The following is a 26699-nucleotide window of genomic DNA, read 5'->3' as shown; positions in this document are numbered from 1 at the left end:
TCCGCTATACTGTGCGGCTCGATTTAATCAGCATGGGAAGGTCGCTTTGGCCCGGGAGCGCGAACTAATTCGCGGGTTGCACAACCTGCGCCCCCGCCATTGGGGGAGCGTGGCAACGATCGGCTCGTTCGATGGTGTGCACCTGGGCCATCGGGCGATGATTGCGCAACTGAATCAGCGTGCGCAGGCGCGGGGCCTGCCTTCAGTGGCGATTATTTTTGAGCCCCAGCCCCACGAGTTCCTTTCCGTGGAGAAAGCCCCCGCGCGCCTGATGCGTTTCAAAGAAAAAGTGCAGGCGCTGTTCGATGCCGGTGTCGAGCGGGTGTTGTGCCTGCAGTTCAACGAAACTCTGCGCAGCCTCAGCGCCGAAGCGTTTGTTCGCCGCGTATTGTTGCAGGGACTGGGTATTCGCCACCTGGTGGTGGGCGATGATTTCCGCTTTGGCTGTGATCGCAGCGGCGATTACCGCCTGCTGCAAACAATGGGGGCACAGAGCGGTTTTACGGTAGAGGACACGACAACACTGCAAGTCCGCGGCGCGCGGGTCAGCAGCACCCGTATTCGCGAGGCGCTGCAGCAAGGGGATTTCGAATTGGCGCAGACTTTGCTCGGGCACCCCTACCGGATTACCGGCAGGGTCGTGCCCGGCCGCTCTCTGGGTCGCCAATTGGGCGCACCCACGGCCAATGTGCGCCTGCACCGCTACCGCTCTCCGCTGGTGGGCGTGTACATCGTGCGCACTACCGCGACCGATGGCAGAGCGCTTGTCGCCGGGTGCAATGAGGTAGACGGGGTGGCCAATGTGGGATTTCGCCCGACCGTTGAAGGGGCGGATGCGCGGCCATTACTGGAAGTCAATCTATTTGATTTCAGTGGCGATTTGTACGGGCGTGAGTTGACAGTGGCGTTTTGTCACAAACTGCGCGACGAGGAAAAATTTGCTTCACTGGATATCCTCAAAGCTCGTATCGCCCGGGATATTGAAGAGGCCAAACACTGGCTTGCGCTGAACGCGCATCGCCGCGAATAAATTGAAAAGACACGCATTCTATTGCTATTAGAGCCGAAGTAGACCGCCAATGACTGATTATAAAGCAACGCTTAACCTGCCCGAGACCGATTTCCCCATGCGCGGCAATCTGCCGCAGCGCGAGCCGACGATATTGACGCAATGGCAGGAAACAAAGCTCTACGAAAAAATCCGCACAGCCCGTGCCGGGCGCGAGCAGTTTATCCTGCACGATGGTCCGCCCTACGCCAATGGCGATATTCACATTGGCCATGCTCTCAACAAGATCCTCAAGGATATCATCGTCAAGTCGAAAACCCTGAGTGGCTTCGATGCGCCTTACGTGCCCGGTTGGGACTGCCACGGCCTGCCCATCGAGCACCGGGTGGAGAAGAAGATCGGCAAGGCCGGCACCAAGGTGGACACCAAAACCTTCCGCCAGAAATGCCGCGATTATGCCGCCAGGCAAGTAGAGGGACAGAAGAAGGATTTCAAGCGCCTGGGGGTGCTCGGTGATTGGGAGCACCCCTACCGCACCATGGATTACCAGTTTGAGGGGGACATTATCCGCGCGCTCGGGCGCGTGGTAAAAAATGGCCACCTGGCGCGCGGGTTCAAACCGGTGTACTGGAGTGTGGTGGGCGCTTCTGCCCTGGCGGAAGCGGAGGTCGAGTATCTGGATAAAGTCTCCTACTCCATTGATGTCTGCTATCCGGTCACCGAAAAGACCGCATTGGCCATTGCCGATGCCGCCGGCGGCCATGCGGGGGACGGCCCCCTGTCGGTCGTGATCTGGACCACAACCCCCTGGACCCTGCCTGCGAGCCAGGCGGTTTCCGTCAATGCCGAACTGGAGTATGTGGTCGTGCAGACCGGCGAGGGCCGTCTGCTGGTGGCCGAAGCGCTGAAAGAGGCCGTTTTGGCCCGTGTGGGTCTTGCCGGTGAAGTGGTCGGGCATATCCGCGGTGCTGCGCTGGAGCACCTGAAAGTCCACCACCCCTTTTACGACAAGCTGCTGCCGATCGTCCTTGGTGATCACGTCACCACAGAGGCCGGTACCGGTTGTGTACACACGGCCCCGGATCACGGCCCGGACGACTTCCAGGTGGGCAGGCGCTACGGTATCGACACCCTCAACTACATCGACGACCACGGGGTATACCGGGATGGGGTGCCACTGTTTGCCGGCGAGCATGTGTACAAGGTGGACGACAGGATTGTCGACCTGCTGCAAGCGCGCGGACGACTGTTGCACCGGGGCAAGCTGGAGCACAGTTATCCGCATTGTTGGCGCACCAAGACGCCACTGATTTACCGCGCGACCCCCCAGTGGTTTATCAGCATGCAGCAGAGCGATCTGCTTGAGCAGGCCGAGAAAGCGGCCGATCAGGTGCAGTGGGTTCCCGGCTGGGGTAAAGCCCGTATTGACGCTATGCTGGACGACAGTCCGGATTGGTGCATTTCGCGTCAGCGTACCTGGGGCGTACCCATCGCCCTATTCATGCACAAGGAAACCCGCGAAATCCACCCGGACACCCCGGTGCTGATGGATCAAGTGGCCGATCGGGTCGACGCCCAGGGCATGGACGTGTGGTTCGAACTGGATCCACGCGAATTTCTCGGTGACGAGGCGGACCAGTACGAAAAGGTGACCGATACCCTGGATGTCTGGTTTGACGCCGGTGTGACTCACTACGCGGTGCTCGAGCGCCGCGAAGACCTGCGCTTCCCCGCGGATCTGTACCTGGAGGGGTCCGACCAGCACCGAGGCTGGTTCCAGTCCTCCTTGAAGACGTCCATTGCCCTCAATCATTGTGCCCCCTACCGACAGGTGCTGACCCACGGCTTTACCGTGGATGCCGAGGGCCGCAAAATGTCGAAATCGATCGGCAACACCGTCGCCCCTTTGGATGTGATTAACAAACTCGGTGCGGATGTGTTGCGTCTGTGGGTGTCGGCGACCGATTTCAACGGTGAGATGGCGGTCAGTGAGGAGATTCTCAAGCGCACAGCGGACTCCTATCGCCGCCTGCGCAACACGGCGCGCTTTTTTCTGTCCAACCTGACGGGTTTTGACCCGGATAGGGACTTGCTGCCTGAAGACGCGCTGTTGGCGCTGGATCGCTGGGCACTGGACAAGGCCGCGCGTCTGCAGGATGAGGTTCTGGCCGCCTATGACAACTACCAGTTCCACCAGATCTACCAAAAATTGCACAACTTCTGTGTGGTGGAAATGGGGGGTTTTTACCTGGATATCATCAAGGATCGTCAGTACACCACCCGAGCGGACAGCGCTGCACGCCGCTCGGCGCAGACGGCCCTGTATCATATTGTGCAGGCCTTTGTACGCTGGATTGCGCCTATTCTGAGTTTTACAGCAGAAGAACTGTGGCAGTTTATTCCCGGGGCCAAATCGGACAGTGTATTCCTCGAAGAGTGGTATCCGCTGCCCAGGCTACCGGCGGGGGACGAGATGGGTCCGGACTACTGGACAGCCATTGCCGCAGTGAAAACTGCGGTCAACAAGGTATTGGAGGCGCAGCGCACGGCGGGTGTGATTGGCGGTTCATTGCAGGCCGCCGTGACCCTGTTTGCCAGTGATGAACTGCGCGAACAACTGCTGGCGCTGGAAGAGGAGCTGCGCTTTGTATTGATCTGCTCCTCCACTTCCGTACAGCCGCTCAGCGATGCCGCCGGCGCTGAGGCCACCGAGATGGCGGGCCTCAAGGTGAGCGTGCTTAAAGTGGATCATCCCAAGTGTGCACGCTGCTGGCACTACCGCGCGGATGTGGGGGAAAACAGCACATACGCGGATATCTGTGCGCGCTGTGTAGAGAACCTGGTGGGCGAAGGCGAGGTGAGGCACTATGCCTAATGCCAATTTTCTCCTGGGCCATCCCTGGCGCTGGTACTGGCTGGCGCTGGCGCTAGTGGTCCTTGACGTAGCCACCAAGGTGTGGGCTGTGGACAGGTTTATGCAGGGTCCGGTGCTACACATCGTGCCGGGGCTGTTGCAGTTTACCTATGCGGAAAACTACGGCGCCGCCTTCAGTTTCCTCGCCGATGCCGGTGGCTGGCAGCGTTGGTTTTTTGGCGCTATAGCGCTCGGTTTCAGTATTGTCGTCTGTATCTGGTTATGGCGCCTGCCCGCCGTAAAGCGCTGGGAATCCTGTGCCCTGGCACTGATACTGGGCGGAGCTCTCGGCAACCTCTGGGATCGTATCCTGCTGGGGTATGTGCGGGATTTTATTTCCGTGTACTACGGCAACTGGCATTTTCCGGTGTTTAATGTGGCGGATATGGGTATCAGTATCGGCGCGGCCATGCTGGTCATTGAACTGGTCTTTTTTGCGGAAAAAGACCGTGGAAAAGCCAAAAATAACGCGGAAGTTTAACCAGTTATGAGTAATGGCGTTATCGGCGAGCACAGCCGTGTCACCCTGCACTTCAGCCTGAAGCTGGAAGATGGCACAGAGGTGGATACCACCTTTAAAGGGGATCCCGCCGCCTTTAGTGTCGGCGATGGCAGCCTGCTGCCGGGATTTGAAAAGGCCCTGTTCGGCCTTGCCAGCGGCGATGAGGCTGAAATTGAAATTCCCCCGGAGCTGGGCTTTGGCCAGCGCAATCCCGCCAATGTGCAAACAGTGCGCCGCGACAGCTTCTCTCCGGATATTGTGCTGGAAGAGGGTTTGGTAGTGTCCTTTGACAATGGAAGCGGCGAGTTGCCCGGCGTGATCCGCGCGGTTGGCGAAGACGAGGTTACCGTCGATTTCAACCACCCCCTGGCCGGGCAGACATTGAACTTTCACGTCAAGATCATTGCAGTGGATTCGATTCAATAGGATTGAATCTATCCATAACGCGCAACCGGAGTACAGCAATAAAGATGCAAATCCGACTGGCCAATCCCCGCGGTTTCTGTGCCGGCGTCGATCGCGCGATCGATATTGTCAACCGCGCCCTGGATGTGTTTGGTGCGCCTATCTATGTGCGACATGAAGTGGTGCACAACAAGTTCGTGGTGGAAAGTCTGCGCAAGCGCGGCGCCGTGTTTGTAGACGAGCTGTCGGAAGTGCCCGAGGGTGTGATTGTTATCTTCAGTGCCCACGGCGTGTCCAAGGCCGTGCAGCGCGAGGCGGACCGGCGCGGCCTGCGCGTCTTCGACGCCACTTGCCCCCTGGTTACCAAGGTGCATATTGAGGTCAGCAAATTCAGCGGCGACGACACGGAGTGTGTACTGATTGGCCATGCCGGGCACCCGGAGGTGGAGGGCACCATGGGCCAGTACAACAGCGCCGGTGGCGGTGCCATCTATCTGGTGGAGGATGCGGGGGACGTGGCCAGGTTGCAGGTCAAGGACGAGGATAATCTCGCTTATGTCACCCAGACCACGCTGTCCATGGATGATACCCTGCGGGTGATCGATGCGCTGCGGGCGCGTTTTCCCAATATTCGCGGGCCGCGCAAAGACGATATCTGCTATGCCACCCAGAACCGCCAGGACGCGGTTAAACAGCTGGCGCTGGAGTGCGACCTGGTACTGGTGGTGGGCAGCCCCAACAGCTCCAACTCCAACCGCCTGCGGGAACTGGCCCAGCGCTGCGGTGCCGATGCCAAGCTGATCGACGGTGCCGGGGATATCGTTGCCAACTGGCTGGCGGGGAAGCAATCCATCGGGATCACCGCCGGCGCCTCCGCCCCCGAAGTGCTGGTGCAGGCAGTAATCACCAGGCTGCAGCAGCTGGGTGCCAACGCGCCGCAAGAGATGCATGGGCGCGAGGAAAATATCCGTTTTTCCCTGCCGAAGGCGTTGCGCTAGTAGGCGACTTCCGCGCGCGATTGTAAAGCTCCGCTACCCGCCTGTCGTTTCATCATGGCCGCTTGTCGGCATCTGGCCAAACCCGCGACCTTTTCGCTTTAATCCCAGCAATTAATTGATATATATGTATATATACCTCAGGAAGCACCGGCAGAGAGAGCTTTTGAAGCATTCTGATTAAGAGGGTTATCCCAGTATATTAACCAGTTGAATAAGTTGGCAGTGTAATATCTGCCTGGATTTTCAGGGTACAGCAGTATGAATAACACCCTATGCAAACAGGGTTTCACACTCATTGAGTTGATGGTCGTGGTCACAGTGCTTGGTATCGTCGTGGCTATGGGTATTCCGTCATTTGGCACTTTGATCGATAACAATCGTATGTCGGTTATGACAAACGATCTTAACAGCACCCTGCAGTATGCGCGTTCTGAAGCGGTTCGCCGGGCAGGAGCTGTCAGAGTGACTGCGATTGACGATGATATCGGCAATGGTCTCAGAGTCTGGATAGATAATGGCAATAATACGTACGGGGACGACGGTGATATTGAGCTGCGTGTTCTGGAAGTTGATGCCAAGCAACTCGCCCTGGCTGCGAAACTGGCTGATGCCTCAGCTGTAAAGATAGACTTTTCCTTTAATGCCAGGGGAGAGAACACTCTGGGGGCGACATTAGTTCTTGGTTTGTGTGATGATCGAAAGGGAAATTATGGCCGACGGTTGGAGCTTCTGGCTTCCGGTGCCTTAAGGCTGGCCAAAGATATTTCTTGCAACGGCGACGAGGAAACCACCAGTGCGTAGACAGAATGGTGCAACATTGATTGAAGTTCTGGTTTCTGTTCTGGTTCTGGCGGTTGGCCTGCTTGGATTGGCTGCGACACAGATGATGAGTTTGAAAAATAGTAGCGGTTCTCACCACCGTTACATGGCTGCCCTTGCGGCCCAAGAGATTATTGAGCGTATGCGGGCCAACCCCAGTGGCTTCAGTTCCGGAGATTATGATGGCTCTCATGGTGCGGGTGCGGGTGCGGGTGCGGGTGCGGGTGCGGATACGGGTACGGGTACGGATGCGGATGCGGGTGACACAGTGCCTAACTGCAGCAGTAGCTGTACGTCATCACAGTTGGCGAATCTGGATATCTACGAGTGGGGGCAACTATTGTCCAGTAACCTTCCCTCTGCCAAGGGAATTATCACACGCCAGTTAAATAAAGTTACGGTGACAGTTTCATGGAAGGAACAGCATACCGGGGTGAACTTTGGTGTCCATACTACCGGCTTGGATGATGCCACTTTTACCATGAGTGTGGAGCTTTAATTTTATGCGTTCACTTATTACCGTACAGCGAGGCCTTTCGCTAATTGAATTGATGATTGGACTTTTACTGAGTTCCTTACTACTGCTCGGCGTATTACAAATTTTCCAAAGTAACAGCGATACCCTAAAAGCGCAAAACGAGTTTTCTCGAGTGCAGGAGAGTGGGCGCTTTGCCATAGATATGCTCAGCCGGGAGATTCGCCAGGCAGATTACTGGGGGTGTGCCACCGGTGCGTCGGAAAAATTTTTAGAAATTCTGTTGGATACCACAGACAGGTTCCTGAATAACATTGGTAGTAACGGTATATTGGGTAGTGATAACGTCGCCAGCGGTTTCAAGGTGGGCGATCGGGAGGTTGTAGCGGGGACAGATACACTGATCCTTAGTGGCGCCATGGATATCTGTGGTGGTGCTGGTAGAGCGTTTGATGGTCAAAATAGCGGTGATGTAGTGGTAAGTGGGAACTGCCCGGTTGCAGCCGGCGCTATTGTGCTGGCAACCAATTGCCTGTCGGGAAGTGTTTTTACTGTCACTGGCACAAATGAGCTAGCGACGGGCGGACGCAGGTTACAATATGAATCAGGGGAAAAGGGAGAAGGCTGGGTTCAAAATAAAAGCGACAGCCTCAAAGCGGAATATGGAGCAGATGCCAGTATTTTAAGTCCCTATCAAAAAACCTACTTTATTTCTGAGGGAGGGGTTCCGGGAAGTCACTCGCTGTTTGTAAAGGGGTGGAACAACCCGGTTCAAGAGCTTGTTCCCGGTATTGAAGATATGCAGTTGTCTTATGGTCTGGATACGACGGGTAACGGGGTAATTAACCAATGGCAGCCGGCAAGCGCGCAAGAGGCCACAATGGCGCAGGTGATCGCTGTTAAACTACGCCTGAGGGTAACCAGTGGCGATTTACGCAAGTTATATATTTCCACTGTCAAAGTGCGTAACAGGGGGAGTATGTAATGAGACCAATAAGTGGGCAGCGGGGCGCGGTGCTGATGGTCAGCTTGATTATTCTTTTGGTTTTGACCCTGATCGGCATTTCCGGAGCGCGTGGGGTGCTGATGAGCGAGCGGATGACCTCGGCCTCCCGCGATGCAAAGATTGCTTTGGAGGTGGCCGAATCCATGACCAGTCTGGCAGAGGAGGAAATAGAAAAACTCACCCAGATTACCCAGTTTGGTACTGTTTCCTGGCAGCATATGCAAGGCGAAGGGCCAGGCGATGTATTTTCTGATCAAATCTGGGAAAATAACAGTTCTATCTCTACAGCTAAAAAGGTACCCATGCTGGATGCCGATGGAAAAAAAATGTCCGGACGGATGTATATCGAGCGGTTTGGGCTGGCGGCGAATGATGATCCTGCGGACAATGTTGATCAGAGTGCCGGAAAACCTCAAGGTAAAACACCAAAAACGGTAGTCTTTAAAATTGTCAGCCACGGCGTGGGAACTGGCGGCACTGAACGCATTATTGTCACGCTGTATGGAAAAGAATTTTAAGGGGTGAGACGATGAAGTTATCAAGTTCAATCCAAAAGTATTTTGCATTGCGCCCTTTAGGTGCCGCTTTTTTTTTCACACTTGCAGCCAGCGTCTCTGCAGCTCCCGGTGAATTGTCTGATGTGCCCTTGTACTCCCGCGGTTCTGCACAGCCCAATATTATGTTTGTACTGGATTCATCCGGTTCCATGAATACACTGCTATTGCCAGCAGAGGGGTATAATAGTCGTGATCCGGTCAGTTTTGATTGTAGATATCCTGTAAACAAAACATATATTTGGTATAGGCAGGGAAGAAGGCAGAGGGGAAATTACGATGAGGTTGAATATCGGGTTAAAGTAAGCGATGGCAGTGTAGAGTTTAGGCAGGTGGATAATGATTGGCCGTACACTGAAGGCATCTGGCGTACCTGGAATAATAATGACAGTTGTTTTAATGATACAAAGAAATATACAGCTTGGCTGTTTGCCGGATCAGGGGGTGAGAGCGATACTTTTTATGACGTGGGGTCACGGTCTAATGACTTCAAGAAGACTGAGCAAACAGGGCACTTCCTAAACTGGTTCTTTTCACAGAAAAAGGAGCGTGGTGGGTACGAGGCGGCGAAATTCCTCGACAAGCAGGGCAAAGCACGCAGGTCCAAAGTGGACATTCGCCGTACAGATGCTATGAAAACGGCGGCAAAGGACCTTGTCTCACAGCTGGAAGGTGTGCGTATAGGATTAATGCAGTTTGAAGATGCTGATGCCCATGGTGGTAAGTTACTGTTGGGCCTGACAAGCCTCTCAAGTGACAATAAATCCCAGATTTTAAATAAAATTGATCAAATTGGTGCCTCAGGTAGTACTCCACTGGCGGAAACCTTTGCGGGGGTTGGGCGCTACTTTATAGCGGGGCATGAAACAAATTCTCTCACCTATAAGAACGAGAATGGTGAAGAGGCGCAGGCCGGCGGAAGCACTATTTTTACCGGTTCCTCATCTGACCATCCCGTGCTGGATTGGAATGGAGTAACCGCCCCGGACGCTTCTGTGAAACATGGTGCGATTCAATATTATTGCCAAAAGAGTTTTATGGTGGCTTTAACTGACGGTTCTCCACACAACGATAATGAAGTGAGCCCCATTTTGCGGGGTTTCGACAGCAGTGCAAAAGGGTGTAGATCAAATCCTGGCGGCTGTACGCCTGCCAAAATGGATGACGTGATAAGGGCTCTGTACGATATCGACCTGCGCCCAGATTTGATCAAGCCTAACGGAGAGGCGGAGATCAATAATATCACCAGCTATCTGATTGGTTTTGCCAACCGTGAACTGTCTAATACTGATGTGATGACCAACTCCGGAGCACTGGGCAAGGGCGGAACAGGCGAGGTCTACTCGGCAGATAATGCGGAAGAGCTGCAGCTCACCTTTAACCAGATTTTTAAGGATGTGCAATCCATTACCGGAAGCTCTGGGTCTATTGCGTTTAGCTCCACTGTTCTGGATACGGGCTCTGCACTTTTTGCTGCCCAGTTTCACAGTGGAAATTGGAGTGGAAAACTTTCAGCATTTTCTCTTGATGCTTCCGGCAATATCGCGACCGAGGCCTCATGGGAAGCGGGTTCTATTCTGGATGCTTCCACGAGCCCAGGCTCCAGGGTCATGCTCACTTATACGGGAGGAAAGGGCGTACCTTTCACGGCTGCGGGAGCGGGAGCCTCTGAAAATGGCCACACAAAGGATCTATCGCTGAACAGCTATATTGCCAGATCAGAAAATGATGGCAGGATTTCCGAACGGATTGCTTTTTTGCGTGGAGATCGCACCGGTGAAGGAAAAGGGGAGGGTGATTTCAGGGAGCGAGACAGCCGCCTTGGGGATATTGTAAACTCCACCCCGGTTTACGTGGGGGCGCCGAATGCGAGCTGGTCAAGTGCAATTTTTGATGAAGCAAAGCAGTACGCAAAGTTCAAAAAGGATTACAAGACGCGGACACCGGTTGTATATGTGGGGGCAAATGATGGCTTCCTGCACGGGTTTAATGCCAATTTAGATATTGCCAATTCCTCACATGCAGGGAAAGAGGTGATTGCCTATTCACCCTCAATGTTGTTGAGCACCATCAATGACGAGGGGCTGCATGTTTTGACCTCACAATATTACAACCATAAATTTTATGTGGATGGTACCCCAACAGTTTCCGATGTCTATATTAATAGCCAATGGCAAACAGTTTTGGTGGGGGGGTTGCGTTCCGGTGGTAAAGGATATTTTGCATTGAATGTTACCAATCCCTTGACCTTTACTCAGGAAAACGCCGAAAACATTGTTCTTTGGGAATTTTCAGATTCAGATAATGAAAATCTGGGTTATTCCTTCAGTCGGCCTCAGATAGGCCGAATGCCGAATGGTGAGTGGGCGGCAATTTTTGGTAACGGCTATAACAGCACAACCGGGGATGCCGGTATATTCATTGTCTATCTGGATGGATCTGACTCTCTGAATAATAAATATGTCTACCTTTCCACAGGAAGAGGGAGTGCTGATAATAAGAACGGCATGTCTACCCCGGCGATCATTGATGCTGATCTGGATGGTACTATTGACCGTATTTATGCCGGCGACCTGCAGGGCAATATGTGGGCGTTTGACGTCTCTGCTGAGAGTTCGGGTTCTTGGTCGGTGGTAGGGGGGAGAAAAAGCCCCAAACCTCTGTTTACTGTCACTGGAGAGGCCATCACAGCCGCGCCGCTGGTGGCACGAAACCAGAACAAAACGGCCTCCCCCGGGTTACTGGTCACTTTCGGCACTGGTCAGTATCTGGTGGCTGCCGATACCGCCGACACTGATGCGGGGGGCTTTTATGCAGTGGCAGATAACGGCGTCTATGGGTTGACCAGAAATAGTCTGGCTGAGCGGGCCCTTTCTCCGGAGACTCTGTCCACAGGTGAACGCCGTCGCAAGCTTGATGGTGAGGAGGTTGACTGGGAGGATCAGTCCGGCTGGTATATATCCCTTCAGGACGGTAATAATGACATTGGTGATGGTGGCGAGCGTGTAATTACCCGGCCGTCCTTGCTGGGGCATGTCCTGTTCTTCAACACCATGATTCCCAGTGGCCAGGTTTGCTCGGCTGGTGGCAGTGGCTGGTTGATGTCGGTCGATGTATGGGGTGGTCTGGCGCCCAAACGCCCTGTTTTTGACGGAGACAATGATGGCGAAATCAATAAGAGCGACACTGGATATGTGGGGGAATATATTGACACCGGCATCCCGAACGGCTCGGGGTTTATTGGCGATAAGCAGATCACTCCTTTAAGTACTGCAGATACCAATAATCGGGACGTAAAACCTTTTGGTGGGGGGCGTATAGGCAGGTTATCCTGGGAGGAAATTACCCCCTTTTGAGCGTTGTCGATACAAGTAGGGGCCCGATACTGCCGGGCTGGAATAACTGGATACAATCAATACCCAAAACGATGAAAAAACAACTTGGTTTTAGCCTAATAGAGTTGATGATTGTAATCGCAATTATCGGAATACTGGTGGGCATTGCCTGGCCCTCATACCAAGATCAGGTGCGTACGGCCAACAGGGCGGATGCTCAGGGAGCGTTGATGGGGCTGGCTCAGGCTATGGAGCGGCACTTTACCCAAAATGGAACCTATCAGGGCACTGCGGACAATAATGATGTACCGAAAATATTTCCATCTCAGGCCCCCTTGGATGCAGGTAGTAAAAAATATAATCTGCGTATTATCAATCTCACTCAAAGCAGCTACAGCCTCCGAGCCATCCCCATCAATAGCCAGGTTGGAGACGGTATACTGGAACTGCGATCCAATGGGGCAAAAGCCTGGGATAGGGATAATGACAAGAAGTTTGCCCCAGAGGATATGTGTTGGAGTAGCGCTTGTTGATCAGGTCTGCGGGCAAATCAGTTTTTTTCCACTGCCATTTTCAACAATACCATCCCCGTCCTTGTCTTTTGCGAAGTAAGGCCGGCCAATGGCATTGAGAATAATAATCCAGCCGTACTTTGCCTCGCCACTGGCGGGGCAATAAGAAAAGTTACCACTCTGGGATGGTGTGGTGCCACCGGGATTGAAGATCAGGTAGCCTTTATTGTTAAAGGCATTCCAGCTCAGTGTGGCACCATCTTCCAAAGGGGCGAATAGCCGTTCAACCTTTTCACCCGTATCTAGCGTTCCGTCTCTGTCATCATCGGTAAATAATAGCGCGCCACCAGACCAGTTATTGGCGCAACTGGTCTCTTGGCTCGGGCATAGGGAATAGCTGCGGTTTTCGCTGTAAGCCTTGGACCGCATTAATATCAGGATTTCAAACAGTTCGAATTGTTTTGCCTTATTTTTGTAACGTTTTACAAAATCCGTAAAGGAGGGTAAGGCCAGTATCGTGACGATTGTCAGTATTGTTAGGCCGAGCATTAGTTCTATAAGGGTAAATCCCGCAATTCTTTTCATGAGGTCAACGCCTCTTGCTGGGGTTGATCCCAGCATAACGCTGGAAAAGCAAATGCCAATCACAGACAATTACGCTACACGCGTTTCTATCATCTTTTGTATGCAATTTTTCACTGCGAGGGAGTGGTTTGGCGCCTTATCTTTTTAATTTGGCGCAACGGAACTCAAGAAAATGTCTTTAAGTCTTTTTTAATTATTGTGCTCAGCGCCATTCTGGCAGGTTGTGAATCCAATAATAATCAGACCTTCAGCCTGGTATCCATCCAAATAGTTCCCGCAGAAAACGCTGCGCGCAGTCTGTCTCTGGTGCCGGGTAATACACAGCAATATATTGCCCGAGGCAGTTTCAGCGATGGCACTACCACCAATATTACCAATAGTGTAAGTGAGGATGCCGCGGTTGTGGCCGTCAATGACAGCGGTGAGGTTACGGCCGTGGCCCCAGGTAGTACCCGTATCTTCGCCAGCTTGAATGGCTTTGTCAGCAATCGAGCGTCGATCACCGTGAGCGGTGTTGTCCTAACCAGTATTGAGTTGCCCCCATAGGTGGTAAGCCTGTCCAAGGGCAACAGCCAGCAGCTCACCGCCCTGGGTAATTTTAGCGATGGCAGCTACTGCCAGTGTGGCCTGGAGCAGCGACAACACCGTAATCGCCACGGTGGATAACCTGGGTGAGGTTGTGGCGGTGGAAGTGGACAGCACCAGCGTTTTTGCCAGCCAGGGTGGCATTGTCAGTAACACGGTGCCAGTTACAGTGACCAGTGCCGTTGTCCTGTGTAATATTGCCTCTTACCAGGGAACGCAAGAGGATGTGGAAGGCAATCTCGTGAAGAAGACTTTTTATTGTGCACCGACACGTGCCCAGGTCGAGGCTACGGGAACCTATGCCTCCCTGGAAACCTCTATTGAAGGCGGTGTCGAGTTTGTCAAACTCGATTTTGATGACATGCTGGACTATTGTTTCGCCGCCTTTGGTGGCCTTCCCCCTTCTTTGACTCGGCCTCTTTTGTCAATGCCAATTTGTTGGTGGGGTTCGGCGCGCCGCCCTTCTCCTGGTTTGTCTCGGAACCCTACTTTACCCTTAATGCTGCATTCGAGTATGTACCCATTACCTTGACTGGCGCTGGGGGGGCAATTGAAGGCTCGCCCGAACCGATAACACCGGCAATCCGGGCTGTGCCCATCTGCACCACCCCCCTTAGCCCGGATTGGCCTCAGCCGCCGATTTCTGTATGGGGCATGACGATAATACGGCGCCTGTTAAGGGCGCTTTTGTACTCTGCTGATAGTTGCCCGGTTGCCCGGTTGCCCGGTTGCCCGGCGCTTTCCCGCGTGCCGGGCCTACTGTACCGGGAACAACCTCTCTGCAAGCTGCAGTGTTACCAATGGGATGCGCGCGTGGGCCGGTTTGCCCGGTCTGGCTGCTGTTGGCAACAGGAAAACGCGCGCTGTAAAGCCATAGCCGGCAGGCCAGCGGCGTTCGACAGCTATTGAGTTCCAGCGGACAGACGTAGTATTTTCCTAGCGGCGGCCTGCATAATGGCCCCATTCAAGTTATCCCTATTGCTGCGGTTTGCTACCGGGCGCGCGTGCAATAACAATAAGGAAACGCCCGTGCTGATTATTCCCATTCAAAACAAACCGGACTGGCGCCGCCCTCCGCTGGTGTGTTTTGTGTTGATTCTCCTCAACCTGCTGGTGTTCGCCATCTATCAAAGCGGGGATGAGGCTCGCTGGCGTCAGGCCGAGGAATACTACTTCAGCAGTGACCTGCCCGGCCTGGAGGAGCAGCGTTTCCTGGTGTACGTGGATGAGGTGCACCCCGAGTGGCGCCTGCAGGTGGGTGCCGAGGGCGAGGAGTTCGTCTATCGCGAACTGTTGTGGAACCCGGAATTCCACCGGTGGTTGTTGCCCAGGCTGGAGGAGGCGGACCAGACCCTGTGGCTGCAGCAACGCCAGCATTTTGCCGGGCTGCGTGGCCGCATAAGCAGCCTGGCCCTTGGCCTGACACCGGCGGAGCCCAGCCCTGCCGGGCTATTTGGCCATATGTTCCTGCACGGCAGTTGGGATCACCTGATCGGCAATATGGTATTCTTGCTGTTGTTCGGCCTGGCGGTGGAACTGGCACTGGGAGGGGGCTGGTTTTTCGCCCTCTATCTGCTTGGTGGTCTGGCCGCGGCGGGTTTGCATATGCTGGTGGAATCGGGCAGCCATGTGCCGATGGTGGGCGCCTCCGGGGCCGTGTCGGCGATTATGGGGATGTTTGTAGCCATCTATGGCGTGCGGCGCCTGCGCTTTTTCTACACGCTCGGCTTTGTGTTCGGAGAGTTCAGTGCACCGGCGCTGCTGGTGCTGCCCCTGTGGCTGGGCAAGGAAATGTTCGGCTACTTCTACGGCGATGCCGGTATTGCCTACTGGGCCCATACCGGGGGCCTGCTGGCGGGGTTTGCCCTGGCCCTGCTGCTGCTCTACTGGCGTCCGCCGGTACAGGCCCTGCCGGAAGAGGGGACGGATGCACTGCCCTCGCCGCAGAGAAGCGCCCTGGCGCGGATTGACCGCTTCCAGGAGGAGGGCAAACTGGTTGAGGCAGCCGCGGCAGCCGCGGCTGCCGTGCGCCAGTACCCGCACAGCCTGGTGCTGATTGAGCGCACTATTGAATTGACCGCGATGACCCCGGACAGCGAGGCGTTCCACCGCGCCAACCTCGCCCTTTTCGCCCTGGCAGCCAATCCGGAAATTGAAGTATCTATGCTTGCCGCGGGTTACCGCCGCTACTTGCAGGCAACCGCAAATCCCCGCGCACTCACCGCCAAAGCCTGCCTGCTGCTGGCGCGCCGCGCCGCTGAAGCCGGGGACTGGCCCTGGCTGGAAGCGCTCCTGTGTCGCCTGGCCTCGCAGAATGTAAAGCATCCGCTGATACCCAAGCTGGGTATGCGCCTGGTGAATTATTACCGGCGCATGGGGGAGGAGGGGCGCGCCCGCGAGATAAAGAGATTAACCGACAATATGCAGGTGTCCGGAACGGCCTGATTGGGACTAGTAACTCTGCGGTGCGCAAGAGGTTGGATTGATGACACAGTCTCAATGCCGTGTGGCTTTGCCGGCATGGGTAAACAAGAGGAAAATATGCACAAGCCGATTTTGAAGAAGCAGGAAATCCTGGAAATGGCCGCGGAGCGCAAGGTGCATTTCCTCAACCCCAATGCGGTGCGCCGCAATCAGTCCCTTGGCGACCGCACCGGTATCACCGGTTTCGGTTTTCATAGGATTGAAATAGAGCCGGGGTGCGAATCCACCGAATTTCACCGCCACAAATTTGACGACGAATGTGTGTATATTTTGCAGGGGGTAGCCGAGGTTCAAATTGGCGAGGAAAAATATTCCGTTGCGGAAGGGGATTTTATCGGTTATCCGGCGGGTGGTCTGCCGCACACCATGAAAAACACCGGCGACGGAGTCCAGAGATGCATTGTTGCCGGTCAGCGCCTGGACCATGATGTTTGCGATTATCCCAATAAAGGGAAGCGGCTTTACCGTAACCGGGGTCTGCCCTGGGAACTGGTGAATCTGGGGGATATCGCCGATCCCCTTTAAATGACGGCATCGTTGCTGTGAATAACCACCCCCTGCTGTGAGCTGCTATGGCTGCCAAAATTCGTGTGCTCTACAACTCCGCTTGCCCGGTGTGCAACGCGGGCATCACTGCGCAAAAAAGGAAATCCACAGTGTGCGCCGTGGTTTGGGAGGATGTGCATCTGGATAACGACAGAGCAAAAGTGATGAATCTGGATCTGGAATTTGTGCGCGAGCGACTGCACCTGGTGGATGCCGATGGCAAGCTGCGGGTGGGTTATGAGGCATTTATTGCCATCTGGGAAAATTCGCCCGATGAGCAGTGGAAGGCACTGGTATCCAAGACACCCGGCCTGCGCTGGTGCCTCAACAAAGCCTACAACGGTTTTGCCCGCTGCCTGTATCTTTGCAACCGGGCTCTGAAGCATTGGTAATGGCGAACCCAAATCGCAGGCGTGCGGTGTAGCAGTCAGTCAGCCGCTGGCTCGGACGCTGTTCAACACCTTCCACAAGGTCTCTGCCTGTGCGCGCAGCGGGCTGTGGGGGAATTTCTCTCGCACAAACTGCAACAGCTTTCTGGCCAGGTCCTCGCGGTTGAGGCCGTCCATGTATATCTGCGCCAGCAGCAGATAGGCGGCGTCCAGATGCGCATAGTTTTCCCTGTGCAGATTATTCAGCAAGCGGGCTGCCAACGGATACTGGTGCCGCTGGTAAAGCTCCTGAGCCAGGGCATGACGCAGTGCCGGCTTTTGAATCGGGGGGGCGGGCTCGGTGGCCAGAAACAGCTCTGCGGCTTTATGGGCCCGGTTGAGGTGCACAAAGGTGTCCAGCAGGTGTGGGCCCAGTTCCCGCAGGGCTTTTTTGTCCCCGGCTGCCAACAGCAAACGATAGTAGCGTTCGTTGAGGGCCTCGTCATTGGGATAGCGGCGCAACCCCTCCACCAGGGCTTGGCGCGCGGATTTGAAATCGGATTCGCGCATCAGTATCTGCGCTTCCGCGAGGATGCGCGCGCGCTTGAATGCCGCCTCCTCTAAATAGGTGCTGTCCTCATCGGGGTCGGCGTGGATACCCAGCTGTTGCTGCCGAGACAGACAGATGTACCCCATCATGGCACTGGTCACGATGGTGAAGTAAGTGGTACTGGCAGCGATTACCGGCCCTATGGCCCAGGGGGGTAATTTGGCTGCGGTGGCTGCCACGAGAAAGCCGGGTGCTGCTGAAATGGCGGTGATAGTGAGCCACAGCAGCCAGTAGGGCCAGCCGATAATCAGGGTAAACTGCAGTAGTTTGAGCGGGTTGATGGCGGCGCGCAGGCTGTGTTCCAGGGCCAGTACAATCATCGCCGCCGGGGTCAGGAGAGAAAGCGCGAGCGCATAAATCTGCACTGCTGCGGAGCCTAAGGCCACCAGTTTATAGCCGACAAAACCGGCTATCAGGATCATGCCGATCACTTTTAAAAGCAGCGCAGCGCTGTTGCCGTCCAGGGTGTCCTCAAACGGGGGCGCCGCCAGTTGTCCGCCGGCCAGTCGCTCAATCACCAGCAGGCTATAGCGGGTTACCAGTGCGATCGTGGCCACCAGTACCACAATCGCCACCAGCCCCGGACCGGTGATCAACAGGCTGGCGCCGGCCGCCAGCGCCAGCACGGTCAAAGGGCCCGCTTTCAGCGCATAGATTAGATAAAAAAGTCCCATCTGCCAGAATGGCCTGGCGCTGTTGCTGGCTCCGATAAAGGTCAGGGGCTTGTGACACAGCGGACACTCCGGACCCTGTCCGCGATAATTGGCGCTGGAGCCTGGGATACACGCACTGCAATATTGTCGTTGACAGGGCTGGCACTGCCAGGATGCGTCGACACGGGTATGGTAGTGGCAGGTTTCATTCATACATTTTTCCTGCGGATTTTCTTTTCCTGACGGTGTCTGTTTTTTCGTACAACAGTTTATCTGTCGCCCCGGTGACGGCGCAATCGTCGAGTATTTTTGATGTGCTGTTAGAATACGGACTGGGTTCCCAAAAAAATTGGTACATGAGTTTCAAAAAAAGGGGTTGTATGTCAAAGGTAATGCGTGTTCAGTTGGTCGAAGGTACGGCGGCGGCGCCCTGGGGAGCCTCTGCACTGCTCAGTTTTGACGGCAGTGTGGCGCAAATCCATATCGGCGCGGCCAAGGGCGATGCGTTAATTGCAGCGCAGCGCGCGGCGCGACGCCTGGATGGCCTGGGGGTGAGCGCGGTTGTTCTGAGTGGTGAGGGCTGGGATATCGAGCGGCGCTGGGCGTTCTGGATGGGGTATTTCAGCCCGAAGGCCGCCAACAGGATTGACTGGGGCAGCGAAGATGCTGGAGAGCGGAAAGAACTGGCCGCCCGTGAAAGCGCCGCGCGCTGGGTGCGGGAAATCACCAATGGCACACCGGATGGGGTTTCCCCCAGGGTTCTGGCGGAGAGCGCCGCGGAGATGCTGCAGAAGCTGGCGCCCGATGCTGTGCGCTATCGCATGATCGCCGGTGAGGATCTGCTCCGCGAAGGTTTTGTGGGTATCCACAATGTGGGCCGTGGCAGTGTGCGCGAGCCGGTGATGTTGCAGCTGGATTACAACCCCAGCGGCGAGTCCGATGCGCCGGTGGATACCTGCCTGGTGGGCAAGGGGATTACCTTCGACTCCGGTGGTTACAGTCTCAAGCCCTCGGCCAATATGACCACCATGAAATCCGATATGGGCGGTGCGGCCATGGTTAGCGGTGGTCTGGCCCTGGCCATTGCCCGTGGCTTGAATAAGCGGGTGAAGCTGTATCTGTGCTGCGCCGAAAATCTGGTTTCCGGCCACGCCTTTAAACTGGGCGATATTATCCAGTATAAAAATGGGGTTGCTGTTGAGGTGCTCAATACCGATGCGGAAGGGCGTTTGGTGCTGGCCGACGGCCTGATTGCGGCCTCCGAGGCAGAGCCGCGCTGGCTGCTGGATGCCGCCACCCTGACCGGTGCTGCGAAGGTGGCGGTGGGGCGCGATTTCAACGCGGTATTCAGTTTCGAAGCGGGCATGGCGCAGCGGGTTCTGGATGCCGCCACGCAGGAAAACGAAAAAGCCTGGCGCCTGCCGCTGGAACGCGCTCACCTCGAGCAGATGCCCTCCGGCTTTGCCGATATTGCCAATATCGGCGCAGACGGCAGCCCCGGCGCTTCCACCGCGGCCGCTTTCCTCGCACGCTTTGTGCAGGGTGAGGGGCGCAATTGGGTGCATATGGATTTGTCCGGTTCCTACCAGCCCAGCGCCAATGACCTCTGGGCAACCGGTGCCAAGGGCCACGGCCTGCGCACCATTGCACGATTCCTGTTGGAGAGCTGACAGCGGGGAGTAACCCGGGAATAAACAGGCATTCCAAAAACCCCTTAACAGTCGCGCAGGCACTGTCTGCCTGCCTGTTTGCTCCAGGCATGCTGCCGCTTTTCAAGAACTGCCCCAGGGGTTGCTTTAAGACGGAAGCTCTTTTCTTGCCTGGGTAAATTCGGCAAACAGGCAGCGGGTTGCCATGGGCAACCCGCTAAATTGCCTTCGCCAGTGAACAGGGTTATCAAGCAGAAAATCCCATCCAATCTCTTGCTTTCAGTGACAGCAAAGACGGCGCAAAAATCTGAGGCAGCTTTTTAAAAGATCGGCTGTATCGACTCCAACTTATACGAGTGGAGGAGGATCAGTAGTTGTCCGTGCAGCTCAGTGGGTAGAACTATTACTTTACTATCTGTTCACTCTGCCAACAAATCACTAATCGATGACTGCAAACGGGTGTGGTAATAAAATAAGCCCACACCAGACACCACAACGATCGTCGCCAGTGTGACAGAGGCTATCCACACTGGATCTGGTCGATAAACTAAGGAAAATTGAGACTGGTAAATAAGCACACCTGCCGCCCAGCTGCCGCCAATGGCGCCGGCGGCGGCGATTGAGGCAGTGATAATCCATTCATATATATTAAGTTTCAGGCAATCGAATTTATCTAATCCCATACTCAATACCAGTCCATTCTTTTTGCGCTCCTCTTCTTCAAACCCTTTTACCGAGGCCGCCACTACAACGAGCGCCAAAGCTACGATCATAACGTTGAAACCCAACACCAGCTTTGTGAACATTGCCAGAGTTTGATCAAACCGCTCGGTAAGCGCCTTTAACGGTACCAATATCAGTGTTGGGTGATGCTGCCACAACGAAGATAGTTTCCCCCAGGCGTCTTCCGGTAATTCCATGCTGCCCATAAAAGCAACTTCAGGCTGGAGGTGGTCAACCGCTACTTGGGGAATCTGGAACCAAAACGTAACCGAACCTTTTCCCGGCTTAAATGCATGTGTCGCTACCAGGCTAAAGTCGAAAATCTTATCCCCCACCATGAAAGACAGCTTATCGCCCAGCTTTAACCCCAAATCGCTGGCGACTTCGGATTCCACTGAGATCTGCTTCCAGCTTTCACTCTCCGGAGGCCACCAGCGGCCGCTGACAACTCGGTTGTTGTCTGGCAGTTGGTCAGACCAGCTGAGTCGAATAGGTTTTCTCAAGTTCAGCATGCTTTCACTGGGTCCGGGGGAAAATTTCAGCAATGGATAACCATTGACCTTTAACAACTGGGCACTTGTATAGGGTCTAATTTGGCGAATTCGACTGCCGCTCACTTTGCTCCAGTGGTGGATAGCCGACAGTTGATCTGGCTCGGCCCTGGCAATGACCAAGTTGCCGTCGTTAACGCGCCTGTTGGCCTCAAGTGTTACACCAATATCCTTCATCAGCATCAGTGTGAAGAGCAGCAAGGTGCAACAGAAGCCGAACCCTATCACCTGAGTAGACTTGCTCAGCAGCCTTTTACGCATGATAAAGAAGGTGAACGGGAGTAATCCCGACCAGTAACGTGTCAGCTTTTCTCCGCAAATCAATAACAACCATGTGGTCAACATCATTATTATCAAAGCGCACAACATGGCACCCAGGGTCATCGCTGTCAGTGTGCCGTTATCCGAGTAAAAGACCGTCAACACCGCTAGACAGGCAAAATTCCAACTGGTGCGCGCTAATACATCCGCCGATTCGTTGTGGGCTTGCAGCAGTGACACAATGGAGGTTTTTTTCAGTTTGATCAATCCCGGCAATTGAAAGCCAAACAACAGAATAAAAACCAGCAGTATGACACGTGTTAACTCGGCCCAGTACCAGTCTGGCCTTATATCCGGGAATTGAGTTTGAAGTAACAGTAAACTTGAGTACGAAGCAGCGTAGGCAAACACAATTCCTGCTGCAAGTGACAGGAGAAACCCTAAAAACCACTGCCCTATTGCTATAGAGGCACCCTGTTTCATCTCCATCCCCATACTCATGTACAAGGCAAGTTTTCTCTGTTGACGACTCAATTGTCGGCGTCCAGCCAAATCGATGGCAATCGCTGCCATAAAAAACAGTATTATTGAAGAAAGACCGATAAAATTTTCAACTCTCTTCCAAAGATTTGATAACGGATGACGACTGTTTTCTTTGGTTATAATCTGCCCGTGCGGAATTTTATCGAGAAACCACGAGCTGATTTGTTGTTGTTGAGAAGGGTGGGCATCAACCAAATAGCGATAGCGTTTTTTGCCGGCATTGAGAGGCATACCTTGCAGTGATTCCCGGTTGACCATGGCTCGCAACGCAACAGCGGAGTGTCCTTCGAGGATTCGATCCGGTTCGTGAAATAGTATCCGGTTTACAGTAAACTCCCTTTTCCCCACTGTTACGGATTGCCCTAACTCAAGCCCGAGCTTGGTAAATAATCTGGGGCCTACCCAAAGTTCTCCGGCTTTTGGCCCATGCTCGACAGAGTGGTGCTGAGCTGTCGGAGTCAGGCCAATCTCTAACTGCCCTTGCACTGGGTAGCGATTATCCACTGCTTTCAACTGTACCCTTTCCCAGCGCTGGCCATGGGTGAGAGTAATATCGAACAACTGCGTTTCTGAGACTTTTCGGGCCTGATGTTCAAGCCAGTGTTTGTCTGTTTTCGAAAGAGGCTGATAGCGGCTGATTACCATATCCGACCCGAGTAGATTCTGAAGATTGTCGTGAAGATAATGCTGCACGGAAGCACTGGTCAGCGTCAGAGTCAGAAGGAAAAATATCAGCAAAAATTGGGTGGTTAGGATAAGACGGCTATCACTGTTGGAGTTTTCGCGCCAAAAGGAGTTCCAGGCGAGTTCGAAGCTGATCATTACAGTTGCTCCAAACCGCCGGCAGCCATCCGAAAACGATAGTCCGCTTTTGCCGCTAGCGCTCTGCTGTGAGTGACCAAAACCAGGGCTTTTTTGTCCATTCGGCCGAAATTGAACATTAACTCTGCAATGGATGCTGAAGTTTTCTCATCCAGATTGCCCGTGGGTTCATCGGCGAATATGAAAACCGGGTCGGAGATAAAGGCGCGAGCGATGGCAATACGCTGTTGTTCCCCTCCACTCAGTTGCGTTGGTTTATGCGCAGCCCTGTTTTCCATTCCTATCTTCTTCAGCCAAACATGGGCTTTGTCACAAGCCTCCCGGTCACCCTTTAAACGCAGAGGCAAAGCCAGATTGCTCAATGCATCGAGTTCGGGCAGTAGGTGGAATTGTTGGAAAATAAAACCGGAGTGCTTGCGTAAAGCGATTTGAGTTACCGTTCGGTTATCGAGGGTAAAATCAACCTGTCCTTCTTTCGGCGTCTCCAGTCCGGCGATGAGAGTCAGCAAGCTGGACTTGCCGGCTCCAGAAGGCCCTTCTATCGAGTAGCTTCTTCCCGCTTGAATATCGAGTGACAAGTTCCTAAATAATACGATTCGCTCTGTTGATGACTGGAAATAGTGACTAACTGACTTCAGATGAATAGCATGCATAATTACCCCTCCATTTTATTACCAACCAACGATAAAAGGGAGGAGGTGAAAATGGCGTGAAACGGAGATATTTAAGGGCCGTAGTTTGGGGTTTTGTCGGAACTTCTTAAGGATCTTGCATTGCCAGGCTGTTGAAAATCCTGCTCAAGGGTTTGGCGCTTATAGTTTGATCTATGGTGCTAAGTAAGGGACATGCGCACTCGCACAGGTTGATTTACCGGCGCTAATAAAGCTGGCACGCCAATGCCCTTAACGCTGAAATTTTTCCGTGCCGGGCATTCATGGCCCTGTCACCCGAAGCCATCGCAGGGCCGTATTGCTGAAGGAATTACGCTACCGAACAATCAGCGATTTCGTGGAAATTGTTGATAACAGGGCTTTACTGAACGCACACAATAGGCTAATAATAGAGCCAGCTGATCAGCTTTTTCCATTTTCGGTACTCTGGATACCGGTTTCGCACCCTAACAATAATAGGAGAGGTGTTATGGATAGAGCATACCCACCAATTGCCAGCACTGTATTTTTCCCCCCTCAGTTACTTGCCGGTTATGCGAAAGGATTTGCGTTTGCGGCCTTGATGACCCTTGGGCTGATTTTTCTGATGAGTCGCTTGATTGCCAGTGATTTCGAAGCGCCGGTGGTGGATGATTTACCGTCAATCCAGCCGGTACATATTGAAGACAAAAAAGTCGTCACGGAAAAAACGGAACCGCCGGTAAAACCGCAAACCCCACCGCTGCAATCAACCACAACCCCTGTAGAAATAACGCCTACAGAGGTGGGTACGGCGATTACGATAAGGGCTCCTGTCCCGAGCAGTGACACGACGCTGACCGTAACGCGGGATCCCGTGCCTGTGTACAAACCGTTACCGCGCTATCCCAATGCGGCAGCGCGCAGGGGCATCGAAGGTTACGTTGTGGTGGAATTCACCGTGACCAAAACAGGCGCGGTGCGCGATGCCCGGGTGGTGGGGGGGTTCGACAGTGCCGGCAACCCCACCAGGGTGTTTAACCGCTCGGCACTGGCCGCGGCGGAGCGTTTTAAATACCAGCCCCAGATGGCGGATGGCGAGCCAGTGGAGCGCTATGGTGTGCGCAATCGGATCACCTACAAAATGGCAGACTAAAAGGGAAAACCGGCCCCGCTGGCGGGGCCTTTTTCTGTATTTTGCCTTTCATTATTCAATTTCCCGCACAGCACCGCGATCGGCGCTGGTCGCCAGCATGGCGTAGGCACGTAGAGCCTTGCTGACTTTTCTCGGTCTTTCCTCCACGGGCTGCCAGGCCCGTTTGCCCAGGTGCGCCATTTCCTGCCGGCGCCTCGCCAGCTCCGTATCCGCAATACCGATTGTAATAGTCCGCGCGGGGATGTCGATGCGAATTGGATCGCCGTCGCGCACCAGGGCGATATTGCCCCCGGCGGCGGCCTCCGGCGATACGTGCCCGATAGAGAGACCGGAGGTACCGCCGGAAAACCGCCCGTCTGTAATCAGGGCACAGTGTTCTCCCAGCCCACGGGATTTCAGGTAGCTGGTGGGGTACAGCATTTCCTGCATACCCGGACCGCCTTTGGGGCCCTCATAGCGCAGGATAAGGGCCTCGCCCTTGCGCACCCGCCCGCCCAGAATCCGCGATACCGCCGCCTCCTGGCTTTCGACCACATGGGCAGGTCCCTCGAACCGCCAGAGGGATTCATCCACCCCGGACGTTTTTACCACACAGCCGTGGGGGGCCAGATTGCCGAATAGCACCGCCAGGCCGCCCTCGGCGGAATAGGCGTGCTCTGCGGAGCGAATACAGCCACCGACACGGTCGCTATCCAGAGTCTGCCAGCGGCAGTCCTGGCTGAAGGCGATTTGGGTGGCAATACCCGCGGGGCCTGCGCGGTAGAAGTCATGCACGGCCCTGTCGTTGGTGCGAGCGATGTCCCACTGCTCTAGGGCTTGTTGTAAAGAGCTGCCGTAGACGGTGGGTTGGGCGGTATCAATGAGTCCGGCCGAAGCCAGCTGGCCGAGAATGGCCATCACACCGCCGGCGCGGTGGACATCCTCAACATGGTATTTCGGCGTGTTGGGGGCCACCTTGCACAATTGTGGCACCTTGCGGGAAAGGCGGTCGACCTCTGCCAGGGTAAAGTCAATCTCGCCTTCTTGGGCGGCGGCGAGCAGGTGCAGGATGGTATTGGTGGAGCCTCCCATGGCGATGTCCAGTGCCATGGCATTGGCAAACGCACTGCGATTGGCAATCGCACGGGGCAGAGCGCGCTCGTCGTCCTGTTCATAGTAGCGCTGGGTCAGGGTAACAATTTCACGCCCCGCACGCAGAAACAGCTCCCTGCGATCCGCGTGGGTGGCCAGCAGGGTGCCGTTGCCGGGCAGGGACAGGCCCAAAGCTTCGGTGAGGCAGTTCATGGAGTTGGCGGTAAACATGCCGGAACAGGAGCCGCAGGTGGGGCAGGCGGAGCGCTCATAGGCCTCAACCTCGGCATCGGTGGCCGTCTCGGTCGCGGCAATCACCATGGCATCGACCAGGTCGAGCTTGTGCTCGGCCAGTTTGGTTTTGCCGGCTTCCATGGGGCCGCCGGAAACAAAAATCGCCGGGATATTCAGGCGCAGGGCGGCCATCAGCATGCCCGGTGTAATCTTGTCGCAGTTGGAGATGCACACCAGGGCATCGGCACAATGGGCATTGACCATGTATTCCACCGAGTCGGCGATGATCTCGCGGCTGGGTAGGCTGTACAGCATACCGTCGTGGCCCATGGCGATGCCGTCGTCCACGGCGATGGTGTTGAACTCCTTGGCCACGCCCCCGGCCCGCGCGATTTCCTCCGCCACCAGTTGCCCCATATCTTTCAGATGCACATGTCCAGGCACAAACTGGGTGAAGGAGTTGGCAATGGCGATGATGGGCTTGTGAAAGTCTTCGTCTTTCATCCCGGTGGCGCGCCACAGGGCACGGGCGCCGGCCATATTGCGGCCGGCGGTGGAAGTGCGGGATCGGTACTCGGGCATGATGCAGATTCCAGCTGGGCAAAACAGAGCGACAGTTTAGCAAAAACCGGCCTTTGTCGGGATGTTTTTGCAATATCTGGAGTTTATCCACTTTTTATAGGATGAATATTTCGTATTC

General features: G+C 54.7%; 23 protein-coding genes. 18 read left to right on the top strand and 5 right to left on the bottom strand.

The genetic code is table 11. The features are described 5' to 3' along the window. Window positions 1–46 precede the first annotated feature (46 nt). The 11 genes from ribF to Q1A48_RS10095 all read left to right on the top strand — a co-directional run bounded on the left by ribF (window position 47) and on the right by Q1A48_RS10095 (window position 12550). A complete protein-coding gene (gene ribF, locus Q1A48_RS10145; RefSeq protein ID WP_299944335.1) occupies window positions 47–1030 on the top strand; it encodes a bifunctional riboflavin kinase/FAD synthetase in 984 nt (327 codons plus the stop codon). A gap of 49 nt (window positions 1031–1079) precedes the next feature. Beyond that, window positions 1080–3884 carry an isoleucine--tRNA ligase gene (gene ileS, locus Q1A48_RS10140; RefSeq protein ID WP_299944333.1) on the top strand — a complete coding sequence of 935 codons (2805 nt, stop codon included), beginning with the start codon at window positions 1080–1082 and terminating at the stop codon, window positions 3882–3884. Beyond that, window positions 3877–4404 (top strand): signal peptidase II, encoded by a 528-nt coding sequence (lspA, locus tag Q1A48_RS10135; RefSeq protein ID WP_299944331.1) that lies wholly within the window; start codon window positions 3877–3879, stop codon window positions 4402–4404. Before ileS ends, lspA begins: the two co-directional genes overlap by 8 nt. 6 nt (window positions 4405–4410) lie before the next feature. After that, window positions 4411–4851 (top strand): peptidylprolyl isomerase, encoded by a 441-nt coding sequence (locus Q1A48_RS10130; RefSeq protein WP_299944329.1) that lies wholly within the window; start codon window positions 4411–4413, stop codon window positions 4849–4851. A gap of 44 nt (window positions 4852–4895) precedes the next feature. Next, window positions 4896–5828: a 4-hydroxy-3-methylbut-2-enyl diphosphate reductase gene (gene ispH, locus Q1A48_RS10125; RefSeq protein WP_299944327.1), complete on the top strand. Its 933-nt coding sequence runs from the start codon at window positions 4896–4898 to the stop codon at window positions 5826–5828. Window positions 5829–6086: 258 nt separating this feature from the next. Beyond that, a complete protein-coding gene (locus Q1A48_RS10120) occupies window positions 6087–6629 on the top strand; it encodes a GspH/FimT family pseudopilin (protein ID WP_299944325.1) in 543 nt (180 codons plus the stop codon). Beyond that, the gene (pilV, locus tag Q1A48_RS10115; RefSeq protein WP_299944323.1) at window positions 6622–7146 is read left to right on the top strand and encodes a type IV pilus modification protein PilV; all 525 of its coding nucleotides are present in this window, start codon (window positions 6622–6624) and stop codon (window positions 7144–7146) included. The genes Q1A48_RS10120 and pilV overlap by 8 nt, the downstream gene beginning before the upstream one ends. Window positions 7147–7150: 4 nt before the next feature. Further along, window positions 7151–8107: a PilW family protein gene (locus Q1A48_RS10110; protein ID WP_299944321.1), complete on the top strand. Its 957-nt coding sequence runs from the start codon at window positions 7151–7153 to the stop codon at window positions 8105–8107. After that, window positions 8107–8646, top strand: coding sequence for a PilX N-terminal domain-containing pilus assembly protein (locus Q1A48_RS10105; protein WP_299944319.1), 540 nt, complete (start codon window positions 8107–8109; stop codon window positions 8644–8646). The genes Q1A48_RS10110 and Q1A48_RS10105 overlap by 1 nt, the downstream gene beginning before the upstream one ends. A gap of 11 nt (window positions 8647–8657) precedes the next feature. Next, complete coding sequence (locus tag Q1A48_RS10100) at window positions 8658–12038, top strand: PilC/PilY family type IV pilus protein (protein ID WP_299944317.1); 3381 nt, start codon at window positions 8658–8660, stop codon at window positions 12036–12038. 71 nt (window positions 12039–12109) lie between these two features. Further along, window positions 12110–12550: a type IV pilin protein gene (locus Q1A48_RS10095; protein WP_299944315.1), complete on the top strand. Its 441-nt coding sequence runs from the start codon at window positions 12110–12112 to the stop codon at window positions 12548–12550. Here Q1A48_RS10095 and Q1A48_RS10090 read toward each other — a convergent pair whose 3' ends face one another. Then, the gene (locus Q1A48_RS10090) at window positions 12551–13114 is read right to left on the bottom strand and encodes a GspH/FimT family pseudopilin (protein ID WP_299944313.1); all 564 of its coding nucleotides are present in this window, start codon (window positions 13112–13114) and stop codon (window positions 12551–12553) included. Window positions 13115–13312: 198 nt separating this feature from the next. Here Q1A48_RS10090 and Q1A48_RS10085 point away from each other — a divergent pair, with 198 nt between their 5' ends. From Q1A48_RS10085 to Q1A48_RS10065, 5 genes are all read left to right on the top strand, one after another. Then, window positions 13313–13660 (top strand): Ig-like domain-containing protein, encoded by a 348-nt coding sequence (locus tag Q1A48_RS10085; RefSeq protein WP_299944311.1) that lies wholly within the window; start codon window positions 13313–13315, stop codon window positions 13658–13660. A 58-nt stretch (window positions 13661–13718) separates the two neighbouring features. Further along, window positions 13719–14231: a hypothetical protein gene (locus Q1A48_RS10080; protein WP_299944309.1), complete on the top strand. Its 513-nt coding sequence runs from the start codon at window positions 13719–13721 to the stop codon at window positions 14229–14231. A 497-nt stretch (window positions 14232–14728) separates the two neighbouring features. Then, window positions 14729–16144: a rhomboid family intramembrane serine protease gene (locus tag Q1A48_RS10075; protein ID WP_299944308.1), complete on the top strand. Its 1416-nt coding sequence runs from the start codon at window positions 14729–14731 to the stop codon at window positions 16142–16144. A 96-nt stretch (window positions 16145–16240) separates the two neighbouring features. After that, window positions 16241–16708 carry a cupin domain-containing protein gene (locus tag Q1A48_RS10070; RefSeq protein WP_299944306.1) on the top strand — a complete coding sequence of 156 codons (468 nt, stop codon included), beginning with the start codon at window positions 16241–16243 and terminating at the stop codon, window positions 16706–16708. Window positions 16709–16755: 47 nt separating this feature from the next. Then, window positions 16756–17121 (top strand): DUF393 domain-containing protein, encoded by a 366-nt coding sequence (locus Q1A48_RS10065; RefSeq protein ID WP_299944304.1) that lies wholly within the window; start codon window positions 16756–16758, stop codon window positions 17119–17121. Window positions 17122–17160: 39 nt separating this feature from the next. Here the strand turns inward: Q1A48_RS10065 and Q1A48_RS10060 are convergent, their stop codons facing one another. Continuing rightward, a complete protein-coding gene (locus tag Q1A48_RS10060; protein WP_299944302.1) occupies window positions 17161–18573 on the bottom strand; it encodes a hypothetical protein in 1413 nt (470 codons plus the stop codon). Between the two features lie 167 nt (window positions 18574–18740). Here Q1A48_RS10060 and pepB point away from each other — a divergent pair, with 167 nt between their 5' ends. After that, window positions 18741–20030 carry an aminopeptidase PepB gene (pepB, locus tag Q1A48_RS10055; protein ID WP_299944300.1) on the top strand — a complete coding sequence of 430 codons (1290 nt, stop codon included), beginning with the start codon at window positions 18741–18743 and terminating at the stop codon, window positions 20028–20030. A gap of 398 nt (window positions 20031–20428) precedes the next feature. Here pepB and Q1A48_RS10050 read toward each other — a convergent pair whose 3' ends face one another. Continuing rightward, window positions 20429–22909, bottom strand: coding sequence for an FtsX-like permease family protein (locus tag Q1A48_RS10050; RefSeq protein WP_299944298.1), 2481 nt, complete (start codon window positions 22907–22909; stop codon window positions 20429–20431). Then, entirely contained in the window at window positions 22909–23562 is a 654-nt protein-coding gene (locus Q1A48_RS10045) for an ABC transporter ATP-binding protein (RefSeq protein ID WP_299944296.1), read from the bottom strand. The genes Q1A48_RS10050 and Q1A48_RS10045 overlap by 1 nt, the downstream gene beginning before the upstream one ends. Window positions 23563–24049: 487 nt before the next feature. Between Q1A48_RS10045 and Q1A48_RS10040 the strand changes: the two genes are divergently transcribed. Then, a complete protein-coding gene (locus Q1A48_RS10040; RefSeq protein WP_299944294.1) occupies window positions 24050–24694 on the top strand; it encodes an energy transducer TonB in 645 nt (214 codons plus the stop codon). Between the two features lie 51 nt (window positions 24695–24745). Here the strand turns inward: Q1A48_RS10040 and ilvD are convergent, their stop codons facing one another. Beyond that, window positions 24746–26581 carry a dihydroxy-acid dehydratase gene (gene ilvD / locus Q1A48_RS10035; RefSeq protein ID WP_299944292.1) on the bottom strand — a complete coding sequence of 612 codons (1836 nt, stop codon included), beginning with the start codon at window positions 26579–26581 and terminating at the stop codon, window positions 24746–24748. Between the last annotated feature and the right edge of the window lie 118 nt (window positions 26582–26699).

Source organism: uncultured Microbulbifer sp. (assembly GCF_947489355.1).
In the GTDB taxonomy this organism is placed as follows: Bacteria; Pseudomonadota; Gammaproteobacteria; order Pseudomonadales; family Cellvibrionaceae; genus Microbulbifer.
The sequence above is the reverse complement of the archived record's forward strand: the minus strand, read 5'-3'. Positions and strand labels throughout refer to the sequence as shown.

What these genes read in the sequence shown, in the direction of transcription:
- ileS (WP_299944333.1), top strand. Translation starts at nt 1,080, where the DNA reads ATGACTGATTATAAAGCAACGCTTAACCTGCCCGAGACCGATTTCCCC.
- lspA (WP_299944331.1), top strand. Translation starts at nt 3,877, where the DNA reads ATGCCTAATGCCAATTTTCTCCTGGGCCATCCCTGGCGCTGGTACTGG.
- Q1A48_RS10130 (WP_299944329.1), top strand. Translation starts at nt 4,411, where the DNA reads ATGAGTAATGGCGTTATCGGCGAGCACAGCCGTGTCACCCTGCACTTC.
- ispH (WP_299944327.1), top strand. Translation starts at nt 4,896, where the DNA reads ATGCAAATCCGACTGGCCAATCCCCGCGGTTTCTGTGCCGGCGTCGAT.
- Q1A48_RS10120 (WP_299944325.1), top strand. Translation starts at nt 6,087, where the DNA reads ATGAATAACACCCTATGCAAACAGGGTTTCACACTCATTGAGTTGATG.
- Q1A48_RS10110 (WP_299944321.1), top strand. Translation starts at nt 7,151, where the DNA reads ATGCGTTCACTTATTACCGTACAGCGAGGCCTTTCGCTAATTGAATTG.
- Q1A48_RS10105 (WP_299944319.1), top strand. Translation starts at nt 8,107, where the DNA reads ATGAGACCAATAAGTGGGCAGCGGGGCGCGGTGCTGATGGTCAGCTTG.
- Q1A48_RS10100 (WP_299944317.1), top strand. Translation starts at nt 8,658, where the DNA reads ATGAAGTTATCAAGTTCAATCCAAAAGTATTTTGCATTGCGCCCTTTA.
- Q1A48_RS10095 (WP_299944315.1), top strand. Translation starts at nt 12,110, where the DNA reads ATGAAAAAACAACTTGGTTTTAGCCTAATAGAGTTGATGATTGTAATC.
- Q1A48_RS10090 (WP_299944313.1), bottom strand. Translation starts at nt 13,114, where the DNA reads ATGAAAAGAATTGCGGGATTTACCCTTATAGAACTAATGCTCGGCCTA.
- Q1A48_RS10080 (WP_299944309.1), top strand. Translation starts at nt 13,719, where the DNA reads ATGGCAGCTACTGCCAGTGTGGCCTGGAGCAGCGACAACACCGTAATC.
- Q1A48_RS10070 (WP_299944306.1), top strand. Translation starts at nt 16,241, where the DNA reads ATGCACAAGCCGATTTTGAAGAAGCAGGAAATCCTGGAAATGGCCGCG.
- Q1A48_RS10065 (WP_299944304.1), top strand. Translation starts at nt 16,756, where the DNA reads ATGGCTGCCAAAATTCGTGTGCTCTACAACTCCGCTTGCCCGGTGTGC.
- Q1A48_RS10060 (WP_299944302.1), bottom strand. Translation starts at nt 18,573, where the DNA reads ATGAATGAAACCTGCCACTACCATACCCGTGTCGACGCATCCTGGCAG.
- pepB (WP_299944300.1), top strand. Translation starts at nt 18,741, where the DNA reads ATGTCAAAGGTAATGCGTGTTCAGTTGGTCGAAGGTACGGCGGCGGCG.
- Q1A48_RS10050 (WP_299944298.1), bottom strand. Translation starts at nt 22,909, where the DNA reads ATGATCAGCTTCGAACTCGCCTGGAACTCCTTTTGGCGCGAAAACTCC.
- Q1A48_RS10045 (WP_299944296.1), bottom strand. Translation starts at nt 23,562, where the DNA reads ATGCATGCTATTCATCTGAAGTCAGTTAGTCACTATTTCCAGTCATCA.
- Q1A48_RS10040 (WP_299944294.1), top strand. Translation starts at nt 24,050, where the DNA reads ATGGATAGAGCATACCCACCAATTGCCAGCACTGTATTTTTCCCCCCT.
- ilvD (WP_299944292.1), bottom strand. Translation starts at nt 26,581, where the DNA reads ATGCCCGAGTACCGATCCCGCACTTCCACCGCCGGCCGCAATATGGCC.